Origin of the sequence: Flavobacterium ginsenosidimutans (assembly GCF_037478105.1) — a bacterium.
GTDB lineage: Bacteria > Bacteroidota > Bacteroidia > Flavobacteriales > Flavobacteriaceae > Flavobacterium > Flavobacterium ginsenosidimutans.
Genome location: NZ_CP147988.1, coordinates 1,091,877 through 1,112,216, shown reverse-complemented (window position 1 = coordinate 1,112,216; position 20,340 = coordinate 1,091,877). Strand labels below are relative to the sequence as shown.

General features: G+C 33.7%; 20 protein-coding genes. 9 read left to right on the top strand and 11 right to left on the bottom strand.

The window, feature by feature from the left end; translation table 11 throughout:
* Positions 1–19: 19 nt before the first annotated feature.
* The 8 genes from V6624_RS05010 to V6624_RS04975 all read right to left on the bottom strand — a co-directional run bounded on the left by V6624_RS05010 (position 20) and on the right by V6624_RS04975 (position 8,581).
* Positions 20–1,795: an aromatic amino acid hydroxylase gene (locus tag V6624_RS05010; protein WP_338841129.1), complete on the bottom strand. Its 1,776-nt coding sequence runs from the start codon at positions 1,793–1,795 to the stop codon at positions 20–22.
* A 136-nt stretch (positions 1,796–1,931) separates the two neighbouring features.
* A complete protein-coding gene (locus V6624_RS05005) occupies positions 1,932–2,378 on the bottom strand; it encodes a hypothetical protein (protein WP_111283540.1) in 447 nt (148 codons plus the stop codon).
* A 77-nt stretch (positions 2,379–2,455) separates the two neighbouring features.
* Positions 2,456–2,866: a group III truncated hemoglobin gene (locus V6624_RS05000; protein ID WP_111283542.1), complete on the bottom strand. Its 411-nt coding sequence runs from the start codon at positions 2,864–2,866 to the stop codon at positions 2,456–2,458.
* Positions 2,867–2,943: 77 nt separating this feature from the next.
* Positions 2,944–4,188, bottom strand: a complete 1,245-nt coding sequence (gene ilvA / locus V6624_RS04995) for a threonine ammonia-lyase IlvA (protein ID WP_111283544.1) — start codon at positions 4,186–4,188, stop codon at positions 2,944–2,946.
* A 318-nt stretch (positions 4,189–4,506) separates the two neighbouring features.
* Positions 4,507–5,043 (bottom strand): DUF4136 domain-containing protein, encoded by a 537-nt coding sequence (locus V6624_RS04990; protein ID WP_111283546.1) that lies wholly within the window; start codon positions 5,041–5,043, stop codon positions 4,507–4,509.
* Between the two features lie 27 nt (positions 5,044–5,070).
* Entirely contained in the window at positions 5,071–7,047 is a 1,977-nt protein-coding gene (locus V6624_RS04985) for a urocanate hydratase (protein WP_338841125.1), read from the bottom strand.
* Positions 7,048–7,416: 369 nt separating this feature from the next.
* Positions 7,417–8,391, bottom strand: coding sequence for a D-glycerate dehydrogenase (locus V6624_RS04980; protein ID WP_338841124.1), 975 nt, complete (start codon positions 8,389–8,391; stop codon positions 7,417–7,419).
* Between the two features lie 10 nt (positions 8,392–8,401).
* The gene (locus tag V6624_RS04975) at positions 8,402–8,581 is read right to left on the bottom strand and encodes a DUF5522 domain-containing protein (RefSeq protein WP_095928730.1); all 180 of its coding nucleotides are present in this window, start codon (positions 8,579–8,581) and stop codon (positions 8,402–8,404) included.
* Positions 8,582–8,696: 115 nt separating this feature from the next.
* Here V6624_RS04975 and V6624_RS04970 point away from each other — a divergent pair, with 115 nt between their 5' ends.
* The 4 genes from V6624_RS04970 (at position 8,697) to hemL (ending at position 12,221) form a co-directional block, all read left to right on the top strand.
* A complete protein-coding gene (locus V6624_RS04970) occupies positions 8,697–9,032 on the top strand; it encodes a hypothetical protein (RefSeq protein ID WP_338841122.1) in 336 nt (111 codons plus the stop codon).
* Complete coding sequence (locus V6624_RS04965; RefSeq protein ID WP_338841121.1) at positions 9,029–9,937, top strand: 1-aminocyclopropane-1-carboxylate deaminase/D-cysteine desulfhydrase; 909 nt, start codon at positions 9,029–9,031, stop codon at positions 9,935–9,937. The genes V6624_RS04970 and V6624_RS04965 overlap by 4 nt, the downstream gene beginning before the upstream one ends.
* The gene (locus V6624_RS04960; protein WP_338841120.1) at positions 9,930–10,829 is read left to right on the top strand and encodes a glucosaminidase domain-containing protein; all 900 of its coding nucleotides are present in this window, start codon (positions 9,930–9,932) and stop codon (positions 10,827–10,829) included. The genes V6624_RS04965 and V6624_RS04960 overlap by 8 nt, the downstream gene beginning before the upstream one ends.
* Positions 10,830–10,934: 105 nt before the next feature.
* Positions 10,935–12,221, top strand: a complete 1,287-nt coding sequence (gene hemL / locus V6624_RS04955; RefSeq protein WP_338841118.1) for a glutamate-1-semialdehyde 2,1-aminomutase — start codon at positions 10,935–10,937, stop codon at positions 12,219–12,221.
* A gap of 43 nt (positions 12,222–12,264) precedes the next feature.
* Here hemL and V6624_RS04950 read toward each other — a convergent pair whose 3' ends face one another.
* Positions 12,265–12,996, bottom strand: a complete 732-nt coding sequence (locus V6624_RS04950) for a DUF4890 domain-containing protein (RefSeq protein WP_338841117.1) — start codon at positions 12,994–12,996, stop codon at positions 12,265–12,267.
* Between the two features lie 153 nt (positions 12,997–13,149).
* Positions 13,150–13,566 (bottom strand): hypothetical protein, encoded by a 417-nt coding sequence (locus tag V6624_RS04945; RefSeq protein WP_338841115.1) that lies wholly within the window; start codon positions 13,564–13,566, stop codon positions 13,150–13,152.
* A gap of 194 nt (positions 13,567–13,760) precedes the next feature.
* Between V6624_RS04945 and V6624_RS04940 the strand changes: the two genes are divergently transcribed.
* Both V6624_RS04940 and V6624_RS04935 read left to right on the top strand, forming a co-directional pair.
* Positions 13,761–14,762, top strand: a complete 1,002-nt coding sequence (locus tag V6624_RS04940; RefSeq protein ID WP_338841113.1) for a 2-hydroxyacid dehydrogenase — start codon at positions 13,761–13,763, stop codon at positions 14,760–14,762.
* Between the two features lie 26 nt (positions 14,763–14,788).
* Positions 14,789–15,385, top strand: a complete 597-nt coding sequence (locus V6624_RS04935) for a hypothetical protein (protein ID WP_338841112.1) — start codon at positions 14,789–14,791, stop codon at positions 15,383–15,385.
* Between the two features lie 103 nt (positions 15,386–15,488).
* Here V6624_RS04935 and lysS read toward each other — a convergent pair whose 3' ends face one another.
* The gene (gene lysS, locus V6624_RS04930) at positions 15,489–17,192 is read right to left on the bottom strand and encodes a lysine--tRNA ligase (protein ID WP_111283571.1); all 1,704 of its coding nucleotides are present in this window, start codon (positions 17,190–17,192) and stop codon (positions 15,489–15,491) included.
* Positions 17,193–17,724: 532 nt separating this feature from the next.
* Here lysS and V6624_RS04925 point away from each other — a divergent pair.
* From V6624_RS04925 to V6624_RS04915, 3 genes are all read left to right on the top strand, one after another.
* Entirely contained in the window at positions 17,725–18,477 is a 753-nt protein-coding gene (locus V6624_RS04925) for a hypothetical protein (RefSeq protein ID WP_338841110.1), read from the top strand.
* A 5-nt stretch (positions 18,478–18,482) separates the two neighbouring features.
* A complete protein-coding gene (gene lipB / locus V6624_RS04920; RefSeq protein WP_338841108.1) occupies positions 18,483–19,181 on the top strand; it encodes a lipoyl(octanoyl) transferase LipB in 699 nt (232 codons plus the stop codon).
* A 299-nt stretch (positions 19,182–19,480) separates the two neighbouring features.
* Positions 19,481–20,332 (top strand): nuclear transport factor 2 family protein, encoded by an 852-nt coding sequence (locus tag V6624_RS04915; RefSeq protein ID WP_338841106.1) that lies wholly within the window; start codon positions 19,481–19,483, stop codon positions 20,330–20,332.
* The last annotated feature ends 8 nt before the right edge of the window (positions 20,333–20,340 follow it).

Below are 20,340 nucleotides of genomic sequence, written 5' to 3'. Positions count from 1 at the left end.
CAAAAAAAACCTTTGCGCCTTAGTGCCTTTGTGGCAAATTAGGTAAAGAACTATCAAAAATCAAATCCAATCCACCAGAAATTAAATGCGCAATTTCAGGACGTCTTTCTTTCAATTGATCTAGGTAAACCAATATTTCTTGCAAAAGCTGTTTTTCGTTTGAATCCTTCAAAAGTTCAGCAATCTCGATAGCTAAAAGCCAATCGTTTGCATGATTATTTTTTAGTTTTTCGAAAACAGATTGTAATTCTGTATCAGCATTTTTATTATTTCGAATGTCACGAACAGTTGCATATAAATGCTCTAATTCATCACGTTCATCTGTATGTTTCGCTTTGATTGTTTTTGTTGAAGGAACGATATTAATTAAGTCAAAACTATTCACATCGGCAGGGCCAGAAAAAGCAGAAATTACTTTTTTGCCAATTGCCATATCGTAATTTCCCCATTCTGGTTGAAACAGAATTGTTTCGCCATGAGTTACGGTACAATTTTTAAAACTAATTAAAATGATTTCTCCATGAAGATTTCTAGAACCCGTAATAATTTCACCTTCAACAATTATATTTCCTTCAAATTCCAGTTTTACCGTTTCGTTTTCTACAATTCGGTAAGCTTGCAAATCTTTCGGACTCATATCTTCAAATGCAAGATTAAATCCTTTTAGTTTCCCAATCGGACTTCCAAATCCATGTGGATGTGTTAGAGTTCCGTGACCAACTAATTCTTTTTCTCGGTAAGAAAGTGCTGTTTTTCCAGTAGTTTGAATGTAAACTGGTTTTCCTTCTTCTTCAATCACATTGGTAAAAACTCCTGAAATTTGTAAACCTGTACTCAATTCAATTGTTCCTAAAGCATTAGATTGAATCAATTTTTTAATACCAGATAAACCGCCAGTTCTTAAAGCCATTTTATTAGCAAACTCTTCTAAAATCAAACTTAAATGAGAGAAAGTTGGCGTTACATAAAGCTGTGGCTGTAATTGTGTAATATCAAAATTTTGATTGGCGGCAGAAATGTCATAAGGGATTTTCTTTACATTATTGGTCATACAGTGGGCACTTTCGCCAATTGAAGAAAGCAATCCCGCACCGTAAATTTTTGGATCTTCAACTGTTCCGATCAAACCATATTCGACTGTCCACCAGTGCAGATTTCTAATTTGAGCCATTTCAGACAATTCGCCCATATCATTTTGCAAATCGGCAACTGCTTTTTCAGCTTCGTCGATTTTTTCTTGCGGAGTATCTTCGGCTTCTTTCAAAATAGAAAGTAGACGAATTGCCTCGTACATTTGATAATCTTTGTGAGAAGAAATCGCTTTACATCCAATTTCACCAAAACGTCTTAAATATTCCGCATATTCAGGATTGGCAATAATAGGAGCGTGACCTGCACCTTCGTGAATAATATCTGGAGCAGGAGTATATTCGATATGTTCTAATTGTCTGATGTCTGAAGCAATAACCAAAACGTTATAAGCTTGAAACTCCATAAAAGCATTTGGCGGAATAAAGCCATCAACAGCAACCGCTGCCCAGCCAATTTCGCTTAGAATTCGGTTCATTCCATACATACTCGGAATAGAATCAATTTCGATCCCCGTTTTGCGTAAACCCTCCAAATAAGAATGATGCGCAACTTTAGAAAGATAATCTACATTTTTACGCATAACATATCTCCAAACCGCCTGATTGATAGGAGTGTAATCGCTATAATCTTGAGGTTTAATAAATTGCTGTAAATGTTTCGGCAATCGCTCTAATAACGGATTGGTTTCAATATTTGGATTCATTTTCGAAAACGATGTAGATTAGATTGTAAAATTACGAATTTACGACTCGATTTCTTATCATTCATCACAAAATTTTTATCCGAAAGTATGTTTTATTGCGTTTTTGTAAGTTTTATGACTTGTGTCAAAAGTGAGTTTAACAGTCGTTATTCTCGTAGTTCACTTTCTCCATTGTCTTTTCGTAGTTTTCAAGTTCTTTTTTGGTCATTGTCGTTTCTTTCAAATCTACTTTTAGTTGTTTTTTAGTATCGGGACTAATCCATAAACCCGAAAAAGTGTTCCCAGTTTTTTGTAAAATCAAAAGACCGCTGAAACCTTGTTCAACCATTACAAACTCATTTTCTTTTTTTGTGTTTTGAGTAATATTAAGCTGAATCCAGTTTTTTGATTTATTATAACGATACATTGAAGTGTACATTAAATCGGCAGTACAGGGATTTTCTTCTGTTTTAATGTAAACAGTTATAGGAGTTTTTCCATCGACAGTTCCTTTGTATAAATTAGTAGTGGGAGCTTGAGATTGTGCTGATAATTGATTTAAACAAGAGAAACAGATTGCAATAAAGAAAATTACTTTTTTCATAAATAGATTTGGGTTTAATTCATTTAACTCAAATATATCGAATTGTGAAGTTTTATCACTTATTAATCTTATACTTTTTAAGGTTTTTTAGCAGCATTTCTCATTTCATTTTCTGCATTTCTAAAATATTCAATTTTATGACTGAACATAAATGCCATATTGGTAGCACGCATTTTGGCTTCTTCAGTTATTGGACCTGCAAATTGCGAATCTATTGTTGTATTAAAAATGGAAATCCAGCGGTCAAAGTGTGTTTTATCTACAGGAAGCTGTTTATGTGGAGGAAAAGGAGTCCCAGAATAAGCACGAACATCAAACAAAATGGTCTGCCAGAAATTGTACATTTTTTGTAAATGTGGCTCCCATCGGTCTTGTAGTTTATCATTAAAAATAGGACCAATTAAATCGTCTTTTCTAACATTCGCATAAAAGCTGTTAACCATTTGCTGAATGTCTTCTATCGTGGAAATATCTTTTAAAGCTGTCATTTTTCTATATTTAAAGGTGAATGCAAAAATACGATAACTTCTTTTTTATTTTCTGACATTTATCATTTCAGACAAGATTATCCAATTAACTGAGTGAACAAATCTTGATTGTCATTCAAATATTGAAATTCAAAACCATTTTCGGTCATTTTCAATTTAATTGGCATAATATCATTTTTGTTTTTCAATTCTAAACCAACAACTACAGAACCTACTTCACGACTATTTTTCTTCGCAAACTGAAAATAAGTGATGTCATCATCTGGGCCTAAAATGTTATTTACAAATTCTTTTAATGCCCCCGGACGTTGTGGAAACTGAATCATAAAATAATGCATTAAACCTTCATAGAGTAAAGAACGTTCTTTTATCTCGGCAGTTCTTTCAATGTCATTATTGCTTCCGCTTACAATACAAACTACATTTTTACCCTTAATTTTATCTTTATAAAAATCCAAAGCAGCAATCGTTAAAGCGCCAGCGGGTTCTACAACCATCGCTTCTTCATTATACAATCTTAAAATTGTGGTGCAGACTTTTCCTTCGGGAACCAGAATAATATCTTCTAAATTGTATCGGCAGATTTCAAAAGTTTTATCTCCAACTTGTTTTACAGCAGCTCCATCAACAAATTTGTCAATTGTTTTTAGCGGCGTATTTTTATTTTCTTCGATTGAAGTTTTCATCGAAGGTGCACCTTTTGGTTCAACACCAATAATTTTTGTGTGAGGGCTTAAATGTTTAAAAACTTCAGATAAACCAGAAGCCAGTCCGCCGCCGCCGATTGGAACAAAAACATAATCGATTGGTTCTTTACAGCTTTCTAAGATTTCTAATCCAACAGTTCCTTGCCCAGCGATTACTTTTTCATCATCAAAAGGATGAATAAATGTTTTATGATTTTTGATGGCATCAGCAGTTGCAGAAGCATAAGCGTCATCAAAAGTATCTCCAGTTAAAACAATTTCTACAAACGATTTCCCGAATAATTGAACTTGTTTTACTTTCTGTTTTGGAGTTGTTTTTGGCATGTAAATTTTGCCTTGAATCTTTAAGAGATTGCAAGAATATGCAACACCCTGAGCATGATTTCCTGCACTGGCACAAACAATTCCGTTTACTTTTTCTTTTTCGTTTAACGAAGAAATCTTATTGTACGCGCCCCGAATTTTATATGAACGAACAATTTGTAAATCTTCTCTTTTTAATAAAATAGTAGATTCAAATTCGTCTGAAAGATTCAAATTTTGGGTTAGAGGAGTAGCGGCAACTACATTCTCTAATTGCTTTTTTGCATTAAGTACTTCGTTAAATAAACTCATGAGAATTTGTTTTTTTTGCCACGAATTCACGAATTATTTTTGATAATCTTTGAACATATAAAATCGTGGCTGTTTAAAATTATTTTTAAAATAAAAAACCTCCCAATTGGGAGGTTTCTATAAATTATATTTTACAAACTTATATAACACCTCGCCACTATTGCTGAATTGCAATAATGCTAATAATAGCGATAATAATGTTGTTAAAGTTTTTCATTTTTTTAGCTGATTGAGTAGCAAATGTATTAATTATTTTTGGAAAGTTCACAACTATTTAAAGTTTTATAAAAGCTGAAAACTGCCAACTGCGACTGAAAACTATTTTTTAACTGGCGGATATTGAGCTAAAATTTTGGCTACGAATTCAGCAATTTTTTCATCTTTTTTGTCGATGTTTCTTGTCAAAGTTCCAACTCCTTCACCTTGCCAAATCATTTCTTTCTTTTTAGCATCGATTAAATCAATGTACAAAGTTCCTTCAGTAGAAGTTGAAACTGTAGTTTGTCCTCCATACATCATGTAAGGATTCCAACCCCAGCCCCAGCCGTAACCCCAGCCAGCACTAAATTGGTTAACATCAACTTGCTCTCTTGATTTAGTAAAAATATTCACCAATAAATCTGGATTGTCACTTTTCGTAAATCCTTTAGCTTGCATTTGATCATCAATAGCGCGTAAAATTCTTCTTTTATCTAAATCTGATATTTCGACCTTGTCAATTCCGGGCTTAAAATAGGCGTACGTTTTATAAGGCGTAAAATCGACAGTTTTGTCATAATCAGAATAAACGGTCACAGTACTGCAAGAAGTAAGTATCAGCAGTAACAAAAACGGAATTAACTTTAGTGTTTTCATATTTTAAAAATTAAATGTTCAGTTTAATTAAAGCAAACTTTCGTCAACTAGATTTGGCAAAGTTACTTTTAATAAAGGTTCAACTTCCATTGCTCTTTTTATAGCAAAAACAGCACCTTCATTTCGTGCCCAGCTTCTTCTTGAAATTCCATTGTTAACATCCCAGAAAAGCATTGATGCTAAACGCTTTGAAGCCTCATTAGAACCATCAAGAACCATACCAAATCCCCCATTTATAACCTCTCCCCAGCCAACTCCACCACCATTATGAATAGAAACCCAAGTAGCTCCTCTAAAGCTGTCTCCAATCACGTTATGGATCGCCATATCGGCAGTAAAACGAGAGCCGTCGTAGATGTTTGAAGTTTCTCTGTATGGCGAATCAGTTCCAGAAACATCATGATGATCACGTCCTAAGACCACAGCGCCAATTTCGCCTTTTGCAATTGCCTGATTAAAAGCTTCTGCAATCTTAATTCTTCCTTCGGCATCAGCATAAAGAATACGAGCTTGAGAACCTACAACCAATTTATTTTCCTGCGCGCCTTTAATCCATTTGATATTATCCTGCATTTGCTGCTGAATTTCATTTGGAGCAGTTTCGGCCATTTTTTCTAAAACCTCGCAAGCAATTGTATCTGTCTTTAATAAATCTTCAGGTTTTCCAGAAGTACAAACCCATCGGAAAGGGCCAAATCCGTAATCGAAACACATTGGCCCCATAATATCCTGAACGTAACTAGGATATTTAAAATCAATATTATTTTCGGCCATAACATCAGCTCCCGCGCGCGAAGCTTCTAATAAAAAGGCATTTCCATAATCGAAAAAGTAAGTTCCTTTTGCGGTGTGTTTGTTAATTGCATCTGCGTGACGACATAATGTTTCCTGAACTTTTTCTTTGAATAATTCGGGATTATTAGCCATTAAATCATTTGCTTCTTCAAACGAAATCCCAACAGGATAATAACCTCCAGCCCAAGGATTATGAAGAGAAGTTTGATCTGAGCCTAAATCAATCTTGATATTTTCCTGATCGAAACGTTCCCAAACGTCCACCACATTTCCTAAATAAGCAATCGAAACGGTTTCTTTATTGGCTTTCGCCAAAGCGACTCTGGCAACTAATTCGTCAGTTGAAGTTACCACTTCGTTAATCCACCCTTGCTCGTGACGGATTTTAGTAATCTTCGGATTTACCTCAGCACAAACTGTAATACAACCTGCAATATTTCCAGCTTTTGGCTGCGCTCCTGACATTCCGCCAAGACCAGAAGTTACAAATAAACTTCCTTCTGGATTTTGTTTTATTTTTCTGAAACCATTTAAAACCGTAATTGTAGTTCCGTGAACAATTCCCTGCGGACCAATATACATATAACTTCCAGCCGTCATTTGTCCGTATTGAGAAACTCCTAACGCATTCATTTTTTCCCAATCGTCTGGTTTTGAATAATTCGGGATTACCATTCCGTTTGTTACCACAACTCTTGGCGCTTCTTTATGAGAAGGAAACAATCCCATTGGGTGACCTGAATACATGGTTAAAGTCTGCTCATCTGTCATTTCAGACAAGTATTGCATCGTCAATAAATACTGTGCCCAGTTTTGGAAAACCGCTCCATTTCCTCCATACGTAATCAATTCATGTGGATGTTGTGCTACAGCATAATCCAAATTGTTCTGAATCATGTGCATAATCGCTTTTGCTTGTAATGATTTTCCAGGATATTCTTCAATCGGTCTTGCGTACATTTTGTAATCTGGACGAAGACGATACATATAAATACGACCGTAAGTTTCTAATTCTTCTGAAAATTCAGGAATTAATTCGGCGTGATGTTTTGGATCGAAATAGCGTAAAGCATTTTTCAGCGCCAGCTTTTTCTCTTCTGCCGAAAGAATTTCTTTTCTTTTCGGAGCGTGATTAATAGCTGGGTCGTACTCTTTTTTTGAAGGTAAGACAGACGGAATTCCTTGTTGTATTTGTTCTTTGAAAGTCATTTTTTTAGAGATGCTAAGGTGCTGAGGATCTAAGATGCTAAGATATTGTGCTTAGATTAACAGCAGATTAATTTTTTGTTTTTTTGATTATGTCGCTCCTCTGGAGCTGATGAAATAAAGCCTTGGAAAGGCGAAATATTTATAGAAAAGCAATAATTACCCCAATACAAAAGCTCCAGCGGAGCGAAATATTATGAAATTATCTAATTGCTACATTTTCTAATATAAAAAAACTAGGGATAACGGATATCCGACCTGTGATACGATTTGTAAATCGTAATCCTAAATTTTCTTGAACGAATATCCATCTTTATATGTTAGTTTAGATTGTTGATTTCAGATTGGAATTTGGAATTTTAAACTTGAAATTTAAATATAAACTTCCTCATTAACACAAAACGGCATTTTCTTATTTTCAAAAAGAGCAATTATATTTTGTGCAGCGCAAACCGCCATTGCATTTCTAGCTTCATAAGTTGCAGAACCAATATGTGGTAAAATGCAACAATTAGAAAGTGATAATAACGGATTGTCTGGTTTCATAGGTTCTGGGTTCGTCACATCAAGTCCAGCGCCCCAAATTATATCATTAGTTAAAGCATCAAACAAATCGTTTTCATTTTGAAATTTTCCTCTTGCAGTGTTGATGAAAATCGCATTGCGTTTCATTTTAGCAAAAGCATTTTTATTGAAAATTTCGTTGTTGTCTTCTCTATAATTTGAATGAACACTTAAAACATCACTTTGTGAAAGTAACGTTTCAAAATCTACATATTTCGCATCCAGTTCTTTTTCGGCAGTTTCATTATGAGAACGATTGTGGTAAATAATGTTCATTCCGAATGCGGCCTTACATTTTTTAGCCATTTCAAAACCAATTCTTCCCAAACCGAAAATCCCTAGCGTTTTACTGTAAAGTTCTTGTCCTAAATTAGCCAAAGGGTCAAAACTTCCCCAATCATTGTTTAAAATTCTTTTATGATTGAAAAATGACTTTCTCGCAACACTTTGCATCAATAAAAATGCAACATCCGATGTAGCTCTGCTTAAAACATCAGGTGTATTTCCAACAGGAATTTTTCTGCTATTTGCCGACGGAATATTAACCGAATCAAATCCGACAGAAAACAAAGCAATCCCTTTTAAATTGGGACATTGCTGAAAAAAATCCTCATCTAAATTATTCGATCCAACGTTAAGAAGAGCATCATTTTCGTTACAGAATTTAATAAGTTCTTCTCTTGATAATGCATTCTCTGTTGGATTTATCGTAAAATTAATGCCTTTGTCTTGAAGCAGTTTAATACCAGCTTCGGGTATATTTTTATTTATAAAAACCTTCATTTGTGGTATTCTAATTTTTATTTATTCTTCCTGTTTTTTTATCATATCCATACGGACAGTGACGACAGCCGCTTTTACAGCAATAACCACGTTTTAAATGATGTTTTTCAGTAAAGCATTTGTAACCTTCAGGCGTATAATAAAAATCTTCACCTTCGATTAATTTATTTTCATTACTTTGCTCTTTCATAAATCTGCTTCGCGCTCTTTTTTTGATAAACTAAAATCAAAAATATAAATATTTGATTATGATTTTATTCAAATCGAACAATTTTATAGCTACAAATTTATAAATTTTACAGCCAATGTTTCTGATTGTTGCTAAATATTTAATTCCGAAAGGGTATCGAGGAATGGCTTTATTTCCTTTTGTTTTGGTTAAATATGATTTTGACAAAGCAAATGGAACTTTCGTAAATCATGAAAAAATACATTTGAGACAACAGCTAGAAATGTTAGTTCTGCCATTCTTTATTTGGTACGTTTTGGAATTTTTAATTCGTCTAATTCAATACCAAAACAAAGATTTGGCTTACCGAAATATTAGTTTTGAAAGAGAAGCTTACACAAAAGAAACCGATTTAAATTATTTAAAAAACAGATCTTTTTTTCAGTTTCTACATTACATCAAATTAAAATGAATCCAGTTTTTAATCAAAATATAAATATCAATTTTCCAAACGATATTTTACTGACCATAAAAAGGGAAGATCTTATTCATCCTTTTGTTTCAGGAAATAAATTCAGAAAACTGAAATACAATTTGCTTCAGGCGAAAGCCGAAAATAAAACAACTTTATTGACTTTTGGCGGTGCTTTTTCGAACCATATCGCAGCTGTTGCTTATGCAGGAAAAGAACAAGGTTTTAAAACCATCGGAATAATTCGAGGCGATGAACTTTTGGATAAAATAGAAGAAAATCCAACCTTGAAATTTGCTCAGGAAAACGGAATGCAATTTGAATTTGTTTCGAGAGAAGAATATCGTTTAAAAAGCGAAACTTCTTATATAGAAAAGCTAAAAGAGAAGTTTGGCGATTTTTACTTGGTTCCAGAAGGCGGAACAAATGAATTGGCTGTAAAAGGTTGCGAGGAGATTTTAACCGACGAAGATTCGGTTTTTAATTACGTTTGTTGTGCAGTTGGAACAGGTGGCACGATTTCGGGATTAATTAATAGTTCGCTGCAAAATCAGAAAATTTTGGGCTTTCCAGCGTTAAAAGGTGACTTTTTAACCGATGAAATTCGTATTTTTGCAAAAAAAGATAACTGGAATTTAATTTCTGACTATCATTTTGGAGGTTATGGCAAGATAAATTTAGAATTAATAGAATTTATCAATGCTTTTTTTGAAGAAAATAAAGTGCCTTTAGATCCAATTTATACAGGAAAGATGGTTTTTGGCGTTATAGATTTAATTAGCAAAAATTATTTTCCTGCCCATTCAAAAATTTTACTCATTCACACAGGCGGATTGCAGGGAATTGACGGAATGAATATAAAATTGAAGCAGAAGAAATTACCAATACTCAAAACAAATGATTAAAAAAATTGTATTACTTCTCGTAATATTAGCTTTAGCAAGCTGCTCTTCTAGTAAGCCTGCCATTGCGACGACTAAAAAAGCGGCAGCAGTTCAAGCCAGGACTGCATCAGCAAAAAAAAATACTCCGGCCAAGCCAATAGGAAAAAATTATCCTTCTACAAATAATACAACTGAGGTTATTCAATCTACTTCCAAAACCGTTGTTACCAGCGATTTAATCAATAATTATGTGTTGCAGTACAAAGATATTGCAATGGGAAACATGAAAACTTACGGAATTCCTGCAAGTATTATTTTGGCTCAAGGAATTTTAGAATCGGGTGCGGGTAGAGGAGATTTAGCGGTAGATGCTAATAATCATTTTGGAATAAAGTGCCATAATGATTGGTTGGGAGAAAGTGTTCGCCATGACGATGACTCAGCTCAGGAATGTTTTAGAAAATATCCTCAGGCATCGGAATCCTATAGAGATCATGCCTTGTTTTTGGTTGGAAAAAAGCGATATGCTACCTTATTTACTTACGAAAAAGACGATTATAAAGCTTGGGCAAAAGGTTTGAGAGCAGCAGGTTATGCAACAGATCCGAAATATCCAGATAAATTGATCAGTTATATTGAACGTTATAATCTTCATCAATATGATTGTCAGGTTACAGGAAGAAGCTATGTGCCAATTAATACTTCGGCTCCAACAAAACAATCATCTTATGACGTCGCTTCTGATCCAAAGATCAATATGAATTCATACGATCCGAATTTGTATGAGGTTCAAAAAGGAGATACATTGTATTCCATTTCAAAGAAATTCAATTTACTGGTTGAGGATTTAAAAAAGAAAAACAATCTAACCGATAATGCCATTTCAATAGGACAGAGGTTGAAAGTGAAATAAGTTTTCAGTCTCAGTCTCAGTTTTCAGTTCTGATGAAATTAATCTAAAATCAAAATAAGTTTTCAGTTTTAATCTAAAATCTGAATTCTAAAATCTAAAATAAGAATGTTATATAAAAGAAGTAGTCAGCTTTTTGCTGAAGCAGAAAAAGTAATTCCAGGAGGGGTAAATTCACCAGTAAGAGCATTTAAAGCAGTTGGCGGAACTCCAATTTTTGTAAAAAGTGCTAAAGGTGCTTATTTATATGATGAAGATGGAAACAAATTAATAGATTACATCAACTCTTGGGGACCAATGGTTTTGGGGCACGCTTATCAGCCAGTTGTTGATGCTGTAATCGAAAAAGCAAAACTGGGAACTTCATTCGGAATGCCGACAGAATTGGAAACTGAAATTGCTGCTTTGGCTGTTTCTATGGTTCCTAATATTGACAAAATTCGTTTTGTAAATTCAGGTACAGAAGCTTGTATGAGTGCAATTCGTCTGGCTCGCGGATTTACAAAAAGAGATAAAATCATCAAATTTGCTGGCTGTTACCACGGACATTCTGATTCATTCTTGATTCAGGCAGGAAGTGGAGCTGTAACTTTTGGTTCTCCAAATAGTCCAGGCGTTACAGAAGGAACTGCAAAAGATACTTTATTGGCTAAATACAATGATTTAGAGAACGTAAAAACTTTAATCGAAGCTAATAAAGGAGAAATTGCAGCGATTATTATCGAAGCTGTTGCAGGAAATATGGGGTGTATTGTGCCTAAAGAAGGTTTCTTACAAGGTTTAAGAGACTTGTGTACTGCAAATGGAATCTTATTGATTTTTGATGAGGTAATGACAGGTTTCCGTTTAGCACGCGGAGGAGTTCAGGAATTGTATGGAATTGATGCTGATATTGTGACTTTCGGAAAAGTAATTGGTGGCGGACTTCCTGTTGGGGCTTTTGCAGCACGCGAAGAAATCATGAATTATTTAGCGCCTCTAGGACCAGTTTATCAGGCAGGAACATTATCTGGAAATCCTTTAGCAATGGCTGCTGGATTGGCGATGCTGAAAGCTCTTGATAATGACAGAGAAATTTTTACACGTTTAGAAGAAAAAACAGCTTATTTAGAAGCAGGAATCGATAGAGTTTTAAAAGCAAATAACGTTGTTTTCACAATCAATAGAGTAGGTTCTATGATTTCGGTTCATTTTGATGCAGATCCAGTTACGGATTTCCAAACCGCAGCAAAAGGGGATAACGAAACATTTAAGAAATTCTTTCACGGATTATTGCAAGAAGGTGTTTACATTGCGCCATCAGCATACGAGACGTGGTTTATTACAGATGCATTGACTTATGAAGATTTAGATTTCACAATCAATGCGATTGATAAAGTATCGAAATCATTTTAATAAAAAAGGAGGCTTTAAGCCTCCTTTTATTTTTGACCTAAAATTATTTTTTGTCTTTTTTGTGTTCTTTCATTTTGTCTTTATGTTCTTTTTGAATCACAGTCCATTTTTTATATTGGTCAGCAGTCAAAATAGATTTCATTTTAGCATCATAAGCTTTGTGATCTTCTTCCATCTGTTTTTTCATGGCTTTTCTTTCTGCGTCAGTTGGTTTTACGTCAGAATCTTTTCTGCTTTTTTTAAGCATTGCCATTTTTGTGCTTCTGTCAGATAAAAGTTCGCTAACCTGTTTTTGCTGATCTGCATTTAAGTTTAAATCAGTTGTTAGTTTTTGCAAATATTCCTGATCACGTTCTTGCGGTGATTTATGATCTTTCCCTCTATGATCACCTTTGTGCTCTTTTTTTAGAGCCGTCCATTTTGTGTATTGATCAGCATTTAAAATTGCTTTCATTTTAGCATCATTGTCCGCTTTGTCTGCATCCATTTGTTTTTTGAAAGCTGCTTTCTCTTCAGCAGTTGGAGGTGTTTTACTGTCTTTTCGGTTCTGTTTAAACTTTTCAGCTTTAGCACTTTTTTCTGCGATAAGCTGTTTTACCTGTTCTTGCTGTTTTTTATCCAAACTCAAATCGGAAGTTAATTTTTGTAAATATTTCTCGTTACGTTGTTCTGGAGTTAATTTTTCTCTTTGATCACGTGCCGGTTTCTGATTGATGTCCTGCGCAAAACTTACTATTCCAACAAATAATAAAGCTGCAATAAATAATTTTTTCATAATTCGTTTTATAAAAGGTTTATAGCAATTAGACTTCGTTCAAATTATTAGGTTTAATGGTGTTTTCATGTTTATCTTTTATTTAACAGAAACTATTAAGGAAAGTTTAAAGAATGTTTAGAAATAAAAAAGAGGCTTACTTGCCTCTTTATATTAGTTGTTCTCTTTTCTGTATTCTTTCATTTTCTCTCTTGCTTTGTCTTTGTTTTCTTCCTGAATGGTTTTCCATTTTGTGTATTGGTCAGCATTCAAAATCGATTTCATTTTAGCATCGTTTGCTTCTTTCTCGGCCATCATTTCCTTTTTAAAAGCTTCTCTTTCTGCAGCAGTTGGTTTTGTACCGCTTTCTTTTTGTTCTTGACGAGCATCTCTTAGTTTTTCAGCTTTTGCGCTTCTGTCTGCTAAAAGCTGTTTTACTTGAGCTTGCTGATTAGCATCCAGATTTAATTCTGTAGTTAATTTTTGCACCTGTTTTTCATTACGCTGTTCTGGCGTTAATTTTTCCTTTTGTCCTTGTGCAAAACTTGCTATTCCAACAAATAACATTGCAGCGATAAATAATTTTTTCATGGTTTAAGTTTTTTTAATTGTTATAGAAGGTTAGACTTTTTTTGATGAAACTGGTTTAATTGAATTTTAAAAATTATATTTTATTTAACAAATTGAAAAATAGCTGATTAATGATTTTATTAAGGGTGTATTGGAAATATTTTCTTATTTTTAAAGTATCAACAAATTTAAAATACAGACTCAATTCCAAAACCATGAATAAAATTGCTTTTTTCTCTACTCAGCCTTATGACAAAACGTTTTTCAATAAATACAACGCAGACTTTGGTTTTCAGTTGGATTTTTTTGAAACACAATTAAATGCTCAGACAGTTGCATTAATTGAAGAATGTGAAATTGTCTGTGTTTTTGTGAATGACATTGTAAATGAAACAGTCATTAAACAATTGGCAGAAAAGAAAGTAAAAATAATTGCTTTGCGTTGCGCCGGATTTAATAATGTCGATTTAGAAGCTGCTAAAAAATACAATATAAAAGTCTGTCGAGTTCCTGCATATTCTCCTCAGGCGGTTGCCGAACATGCAATGGCCATGATTCTAACTTTAAACAGAAAAACGCATAAAGCCTATAACAGAGTTCGTGAGCAGAATTTTTCTTTAAACGGATTATTAGGTTTTGATTTATTCGGGAAGACAATCGGAATTATTGGAACTGGAAATATCGGAAAAGCATTTTCTAAAATTGCATTGGGCTTTGGCTGTAAAGTCTTGGCGTATGATATTGTTGAAAGTGATGAAATGAAAAAGGACGGCGTTTCTTTTGTTGGATTGGAAGAGATTTTTAAATCGAGTGATATTATTTCACTTCATTGTCCGCTGAACGATCAGACGAAACACGTTATTAATAAAACTTCAATTTCTTTTATGAAAGAAAGCGTCATGATTATCAACACCAGCCGTGGCGGATTGATAGAAACAGCATCAGTAATTGAAGGTTTAAAAGAAGGGAAAATAGGTTATTTAGGAATTGACGTTTACGAGCAAGAGGAAAAATTATTCTTTAGAGATTTATCCGCAGATATTATTCAGGACGATGCAATTCAGCGTTTAATGAGTTTTCCGAATGTATTGGTAACAGCGCATCAAGCATTTTTTACCAACGAAGCTTTGACTCAGATTGCATTGGTAACTTTTAATAATATAAAATCATTATTGACACAGAATGATATAGAGAATAAAACAGCGTTGCTAGTGTAAATTATCATGAATTTAAACATCAGATTATGAAAAATAAAATTCTGATTTTGATTATAATTTTGGCATTCTATTCCTGTCAAAATAAAGACAATTCGAAAAATATTGTAAAAACAATTGTTCAAGATACCTTGTCTAAAACACTTGGAGGAACAGCAGATTTAAGCGAAGTTACTTCAAAAGAAGATAAAGCAGTAGAGTTAATCCGTAAACAATTACTGGTTTTATTAAAGAATGATATTCCTGCGCTGACAAAAGACGAACGCTATTTTTATTATGATGCTTTTGATTTAAATAACGATAATAAAAACGAATATTTTGTTGGTTTCTCAAATTCTTATTTCTGTGGAAGTGGAGGTTGTTCTGGTTATATATTGAAGAATGACGGAAGTATAATAAACCGTTTCACTGTAACCGATTTTCCAATTTATGTGACGACTTCATCAACAGAAAAATTTTACGATTTTATATTTCAAAGCGGAGGAAAATTTCATCTTTTAAAAATGAAAGGTGGAAAATATCCGTCCAATCCGTCTGTTCAGCAAGTCATAAAAGGCGATGTTCCAAAAGAAAGCACAAAGGTTTTGGATATTAAAGGGAAGAAATTGGAGAAGTATTCGTTTTAAATTGTGATTTTTAGGAAAAACTAAACCCGACAGGTTTTTTAAACCTGTCGGGTTTGAAATATTATAAAATCCAACTTGGAATTTGGAATTTCAATTTTGGAATTTATCCAACTAGTTCCACAAATTTAAACTCGCCGTCAACGACAACTTTAGTTAAACCGTGTTTAGATAAGTTTTTCATAGAAGCATCCCATTTTTTACCGCTTAAGTTAGCTGTAATTTTTAGTTGCGTTAAATCCATTCTATTTTCATTTTTGGTAAGCAAGTCAATGATGAATTTTTCTTCATCAGAAAGTTCAATCTGAGCTTGTTTTTTCTCAGGACGCATTTGAGGGAACAATAAAACTTCCTGAATAGAAGCGTTGTTTGTTAAATACATAATCAAACGATCCATTCCAATTCCCATTCCAGAAGTTGGAGGCATACCGTATTCAAGAGCTCTTAAGAAATCTTCATCGATAATTCCATTTGCTTCATCATCACCTTTTGCAGCCAAACGCATTTGGTCTTCAAAACGTTCTCTTTGATCGATTGGGTCATTTAATTCAGAATAAGCATTTGCGATTTCTTTTCCGCAAACCATTAACTCAAAACGCTCAGTCAAATCTGGATTATCGCGGTGCTCTTTACAAAGCGGAGACATTTCTTTTGGATAATCAGTAATGAAAGTTGGCTGAATATAATTTCCTTCACATTTTGCTCCAAAAATCTCATCAATTAATTTTCCTTTACCCATTGTTTCGTCAACCTCGATTCCCATTCCTCTTGCTGCTTCAAACAATTCTTGTTCTGTTTTTCCAGAAATATCAAAACCAGTAAAATGTTTGATAGAATCAGTCATCGTAACACGAGCATAAGGTGCTTTAAAGTTGATTGTGTGCTCGCCAAAAGTAACTTCGCTAGTTCCATTAACAGCAATTGCACAATGCTCTAATAAACCTTCAGCAAACTCCATCATCCAGTTGTAGTCTTTGTAAGCTACATATATTTCCATTGCAGTAAACTCAGGATTATGCGTTCTGTCCATTCCTTCGTTACGGAAGTTTCTAGAGAACTCATAAACACCTTCAAATCCACCAACAATTAATCTTTTTAAATATAACTCATTCGCAATACGCATGTAAAGCGGAATATCAAGCGAGTTATGGTGCGTAATAAATGGTCTTGCCGAAGCTCCACCAGGAATTGACTGTAAAACTGGAGTATCAACTTCCAAATATCCTGCATCATTAAAATAACCACGCATTGCAGTAAATAACTTTGTACGTTTAATGAAAGTTTCTTTAACCTGCGGATTTACAGTTAAATCTACATAACGCATTCTGTAACGTAATTCAGCGTCGTTGAAAGCATCGTGCACATTTCCTTCTTCGTCAACTTTTGGTAATGGTAACGGACGTAACGTTTTACTCAAGAAAGTAAATCCGCTTACACGAATACATTTTGCACCAACTTGTGTAGTGAACAATTCTCCTTCAATACCAATAAAATCACCTAAATCGGTTAATTTTTTGAATACTTGGTTGTACAAAGTTTTATCGTCACCTTCACACAAAACATCGCGGTTTACGTACAATTGAATACGTCCTTCGCTGTCTTGTAATTCAGCAAAACAAGCTTTACCTTGATCACGAACACTCATTAAACGTCCCGCAACGATCACCTTCTTACCCTCTTCAAATGACTCCTTTATCTGCTTAGATGTATGATTTACAGGAAAAAGATTAGCCGGATAAGGATTGATTCCTAAGTTGCGTAAGTTCTGAAGTTTTTCTCTTCTAATGATTTCTTGTTCTGATAATGCCATTTTGTGCTATTTTTTTAAGTGTGCAAAGATAAAATTTTTGTTTCAAGTTTCAACTCAAAGTGTTAAGGTTTTTTGCAGCAGAAATTTTCCGTTTTTTCATGGAAGTTTTGTCCCGCTATCCGCTTGTATCTTTTTCTGGCTAAAGAAGCCAAAAAAAGGATACCGCTTCTATCGGGGCTAGATTAGATGTTTTCGTTTTCATAAGACGTTTTGGTTTCGATGTTTTTTATTTTGAGTAAAATATTCCTGTAAGAAATAAACGAAAAAAAACTTAATATCTTAGCTTCTTAGAACCATCCTCTCTTTAAGATAAAATCAGTTTATAATTCAAATGCGGTTGTGAGCCCAGACAAAAAAATCTCTAACCTTAGAATTTTTGCTTTCAGATTTTTCAAGAAATCCCGAAAGTATAGATCTAGAAGTAGTTTTAGAATAATAAAAGATTGTGGGCTTTAGAATTTATGAACTTAGCAAGTTAATAGCTTAGAATCTCAGAACCTAAAAAGTTTGTATATTTGATAAAAAATTGCAAATGATGAAATTATATAAATTACTTAGTTTTTCTTTTTTATTAGCGACATTAACAAGCTGTACTTTCACTGAAAACATTTACATCAACGATAACGGAACTGGAAAATTCTCTGTAGACATGGATGGTTCTGCATTAATGGAAATGGCTGGTGATCAAATCGCAGGTCAAATGGGAGACGCTAAAAAAGATGTTGATACTACTTTTACTTTCAAACAAGTATTTGAAGAGAAAAAAGACAGTATCGCTAAGTTATCGCCAGAAACACAGAAAGAGCTTAAAAAACTGGAGAATTTTGTAGTATCTACAAAAATGAGTTCCGAGAAAAAGCAATTTCTAATGACAATGGCAACTGATTTTAAAAATGTAAACGAACTTCAAGATATTTTACAAACTTTAAGCACATTCCAAAAATTAGAAGGAGGTGCAGCAGCAAATCCGCTTGGAAACGGTTTTGGAGATAATGGCAGTAAATTAAGTTATTCTTATGACGGAAAGAAATTTACACGAAAAGCAGTGATCGATCAGCAGAAAAAGGCAGCAAAAGTAAAAGATTCTGCTGGAGATATGTCTAAAATGATGTTTGCTTCATCTAGTTATATCGTGAAATACCATTTTCCAAAAAAAATAAAGAAAGTCTCTAACCCAACGGCTTTATTTAGCGACGATCGCAAATCAATTACAATTCAATACACTTTTACGGATTATATGGAGAATCCTGACAAACTAAACTTTGATGTTGAGTTTGAAAAATAATTAAAATGAATAAAAAAATCCAACTTCAGGATCTGGGAAAAAGAGATTATAAATCGACTTGGGAATATCAGGAAGAAATTTTTAAGGACATAGTCGATTTAAAAATCAAGAACAGAAGAGAAGAACTTGATCTGCCAACACCAAATTATTTATTATTTGTTGAGCATCCTCACGTTTATACTTTAGGAAAAAGCGGGGATCTTGAAAACTTGTTATTAAACGAAAAACAATTAGAAGCCAAAGGAGCGACTTTTTATAAAATCAATCGTGGCGGTGATATTACGTATCACGGACCTGGACAAATTGTAGGTTATCCGATACTTGACTTAGAAAATTTCTTTACAGATATTCATAAATACTTGCGTTTTTTAGAAGAATCAATTATTCTAACTCTAGCAGAATACGGCTTGGAATCGGGCAGGAGCGAAGGAGAAACTGGAGTTTGGCTTGGTGTTGGAACTCCGTTTGCGCGCAAAATCTGCGCAATGGGCGTTCGCGCTTCACGCTGGGTAACTATGCACGGATTTGCTTTAAACGTAAATGTCGATTTAGGATATTTTGACAATATTATTCCATGCGGTATTCGCGGAAAAGGCGTTACATCATTAAATGTCGAACTCGGCGTAGAAAAAGTTGATGAAGAAGAAGTAAAAGCAAAAATCACCAAACATTTAAAAGAGCTATTTGAAGCTGAATTTGTTTAAATAATCTTCTAAAATATAAACCGTTTCAAGTTTTTTTGAAACGGTTTTTTTATTTTCTTCCAATAAAACAAGACTATTTCAAGATAACCAAAGTGTTTTCTGCCTAGAAATGGGATTTCAATATTTAGATAGAAAGCTGTTTTTTTCTAAAATTATATTCAAAAGTTTTAAAAACTATTTGGCAAAAGTTAAGATTTTGAAAGGATGGCAAATTGCGCAACTTTTGTAATTCCCGCCAGTATTTATGCTAAATTTGAAACATTACTAATAAAGTTTAATCAAATCTAATTTCATTGCTTATGAGAAAAATCTACTTATTATGTTTTCTTTTTATTCTTAATGGTCTTTTTGCTCAAAAGAAAGATAAATTATATCCGATTACGGTTTATGAAAAAGTGTGGCAGGAAAAAAACAGTGATGCCAGATTAAAACTAATTAAATTGATTTGGTTAGAAGACAGTACTTTTGAAGATCCGTCTGCATCTACAAAAGGAATTGCCGCATTTAATAATGTTATTAACGAATTTTACAAAAAGAATCCAGATGCAGTTTTAACGTCGGGAACCAAAATTGTAAAAGACAATTATGTAACCTGGGAATGGAAAATTCTTGATTCTAAAAACAATCTTATAATGGCTGGCCGCGATTTTGCACGTTTAAATGGCAAAGGGCAAGTAAGTAAAATTATTGGTTTTTGGGATAAAGGAGCTGCTCTATCTGAAGCGGATATTTTGAAAAACTTAGAAGCCGAGAACTTAAAAGTAGTAGCAAAATATTACGAAAGCCTTTTTAAAACAAGAGATTTTGATGCTTTGGCTACGGTAGTAGCAGATGGTGCAGTTTACAGTCAAGCAACAGGTTTACCTTACGGAGGAACTTATATTGGTTTTAGCGAATGGACTAAAATGTTCACAAAATCAACAGAGTTTTTTGATTTACAAATAGAGAAAGAACCAACTTATTTTAGCGATGCTTTTAAAAATGAAGTTATCATTTATTTTACAATAAGCTGTAAAGCTAAAAAATCAGGTAAAACAATGTCGGTTCCTATTTCAGAACATTTCGATTTAAAAGACGGAAAAATTACGGCAGTAAGACCATTTTATTATGATACAAAGCAATTTGCTGAGTTTTTGAAAAGTAAGAAGTGATTAGTGAA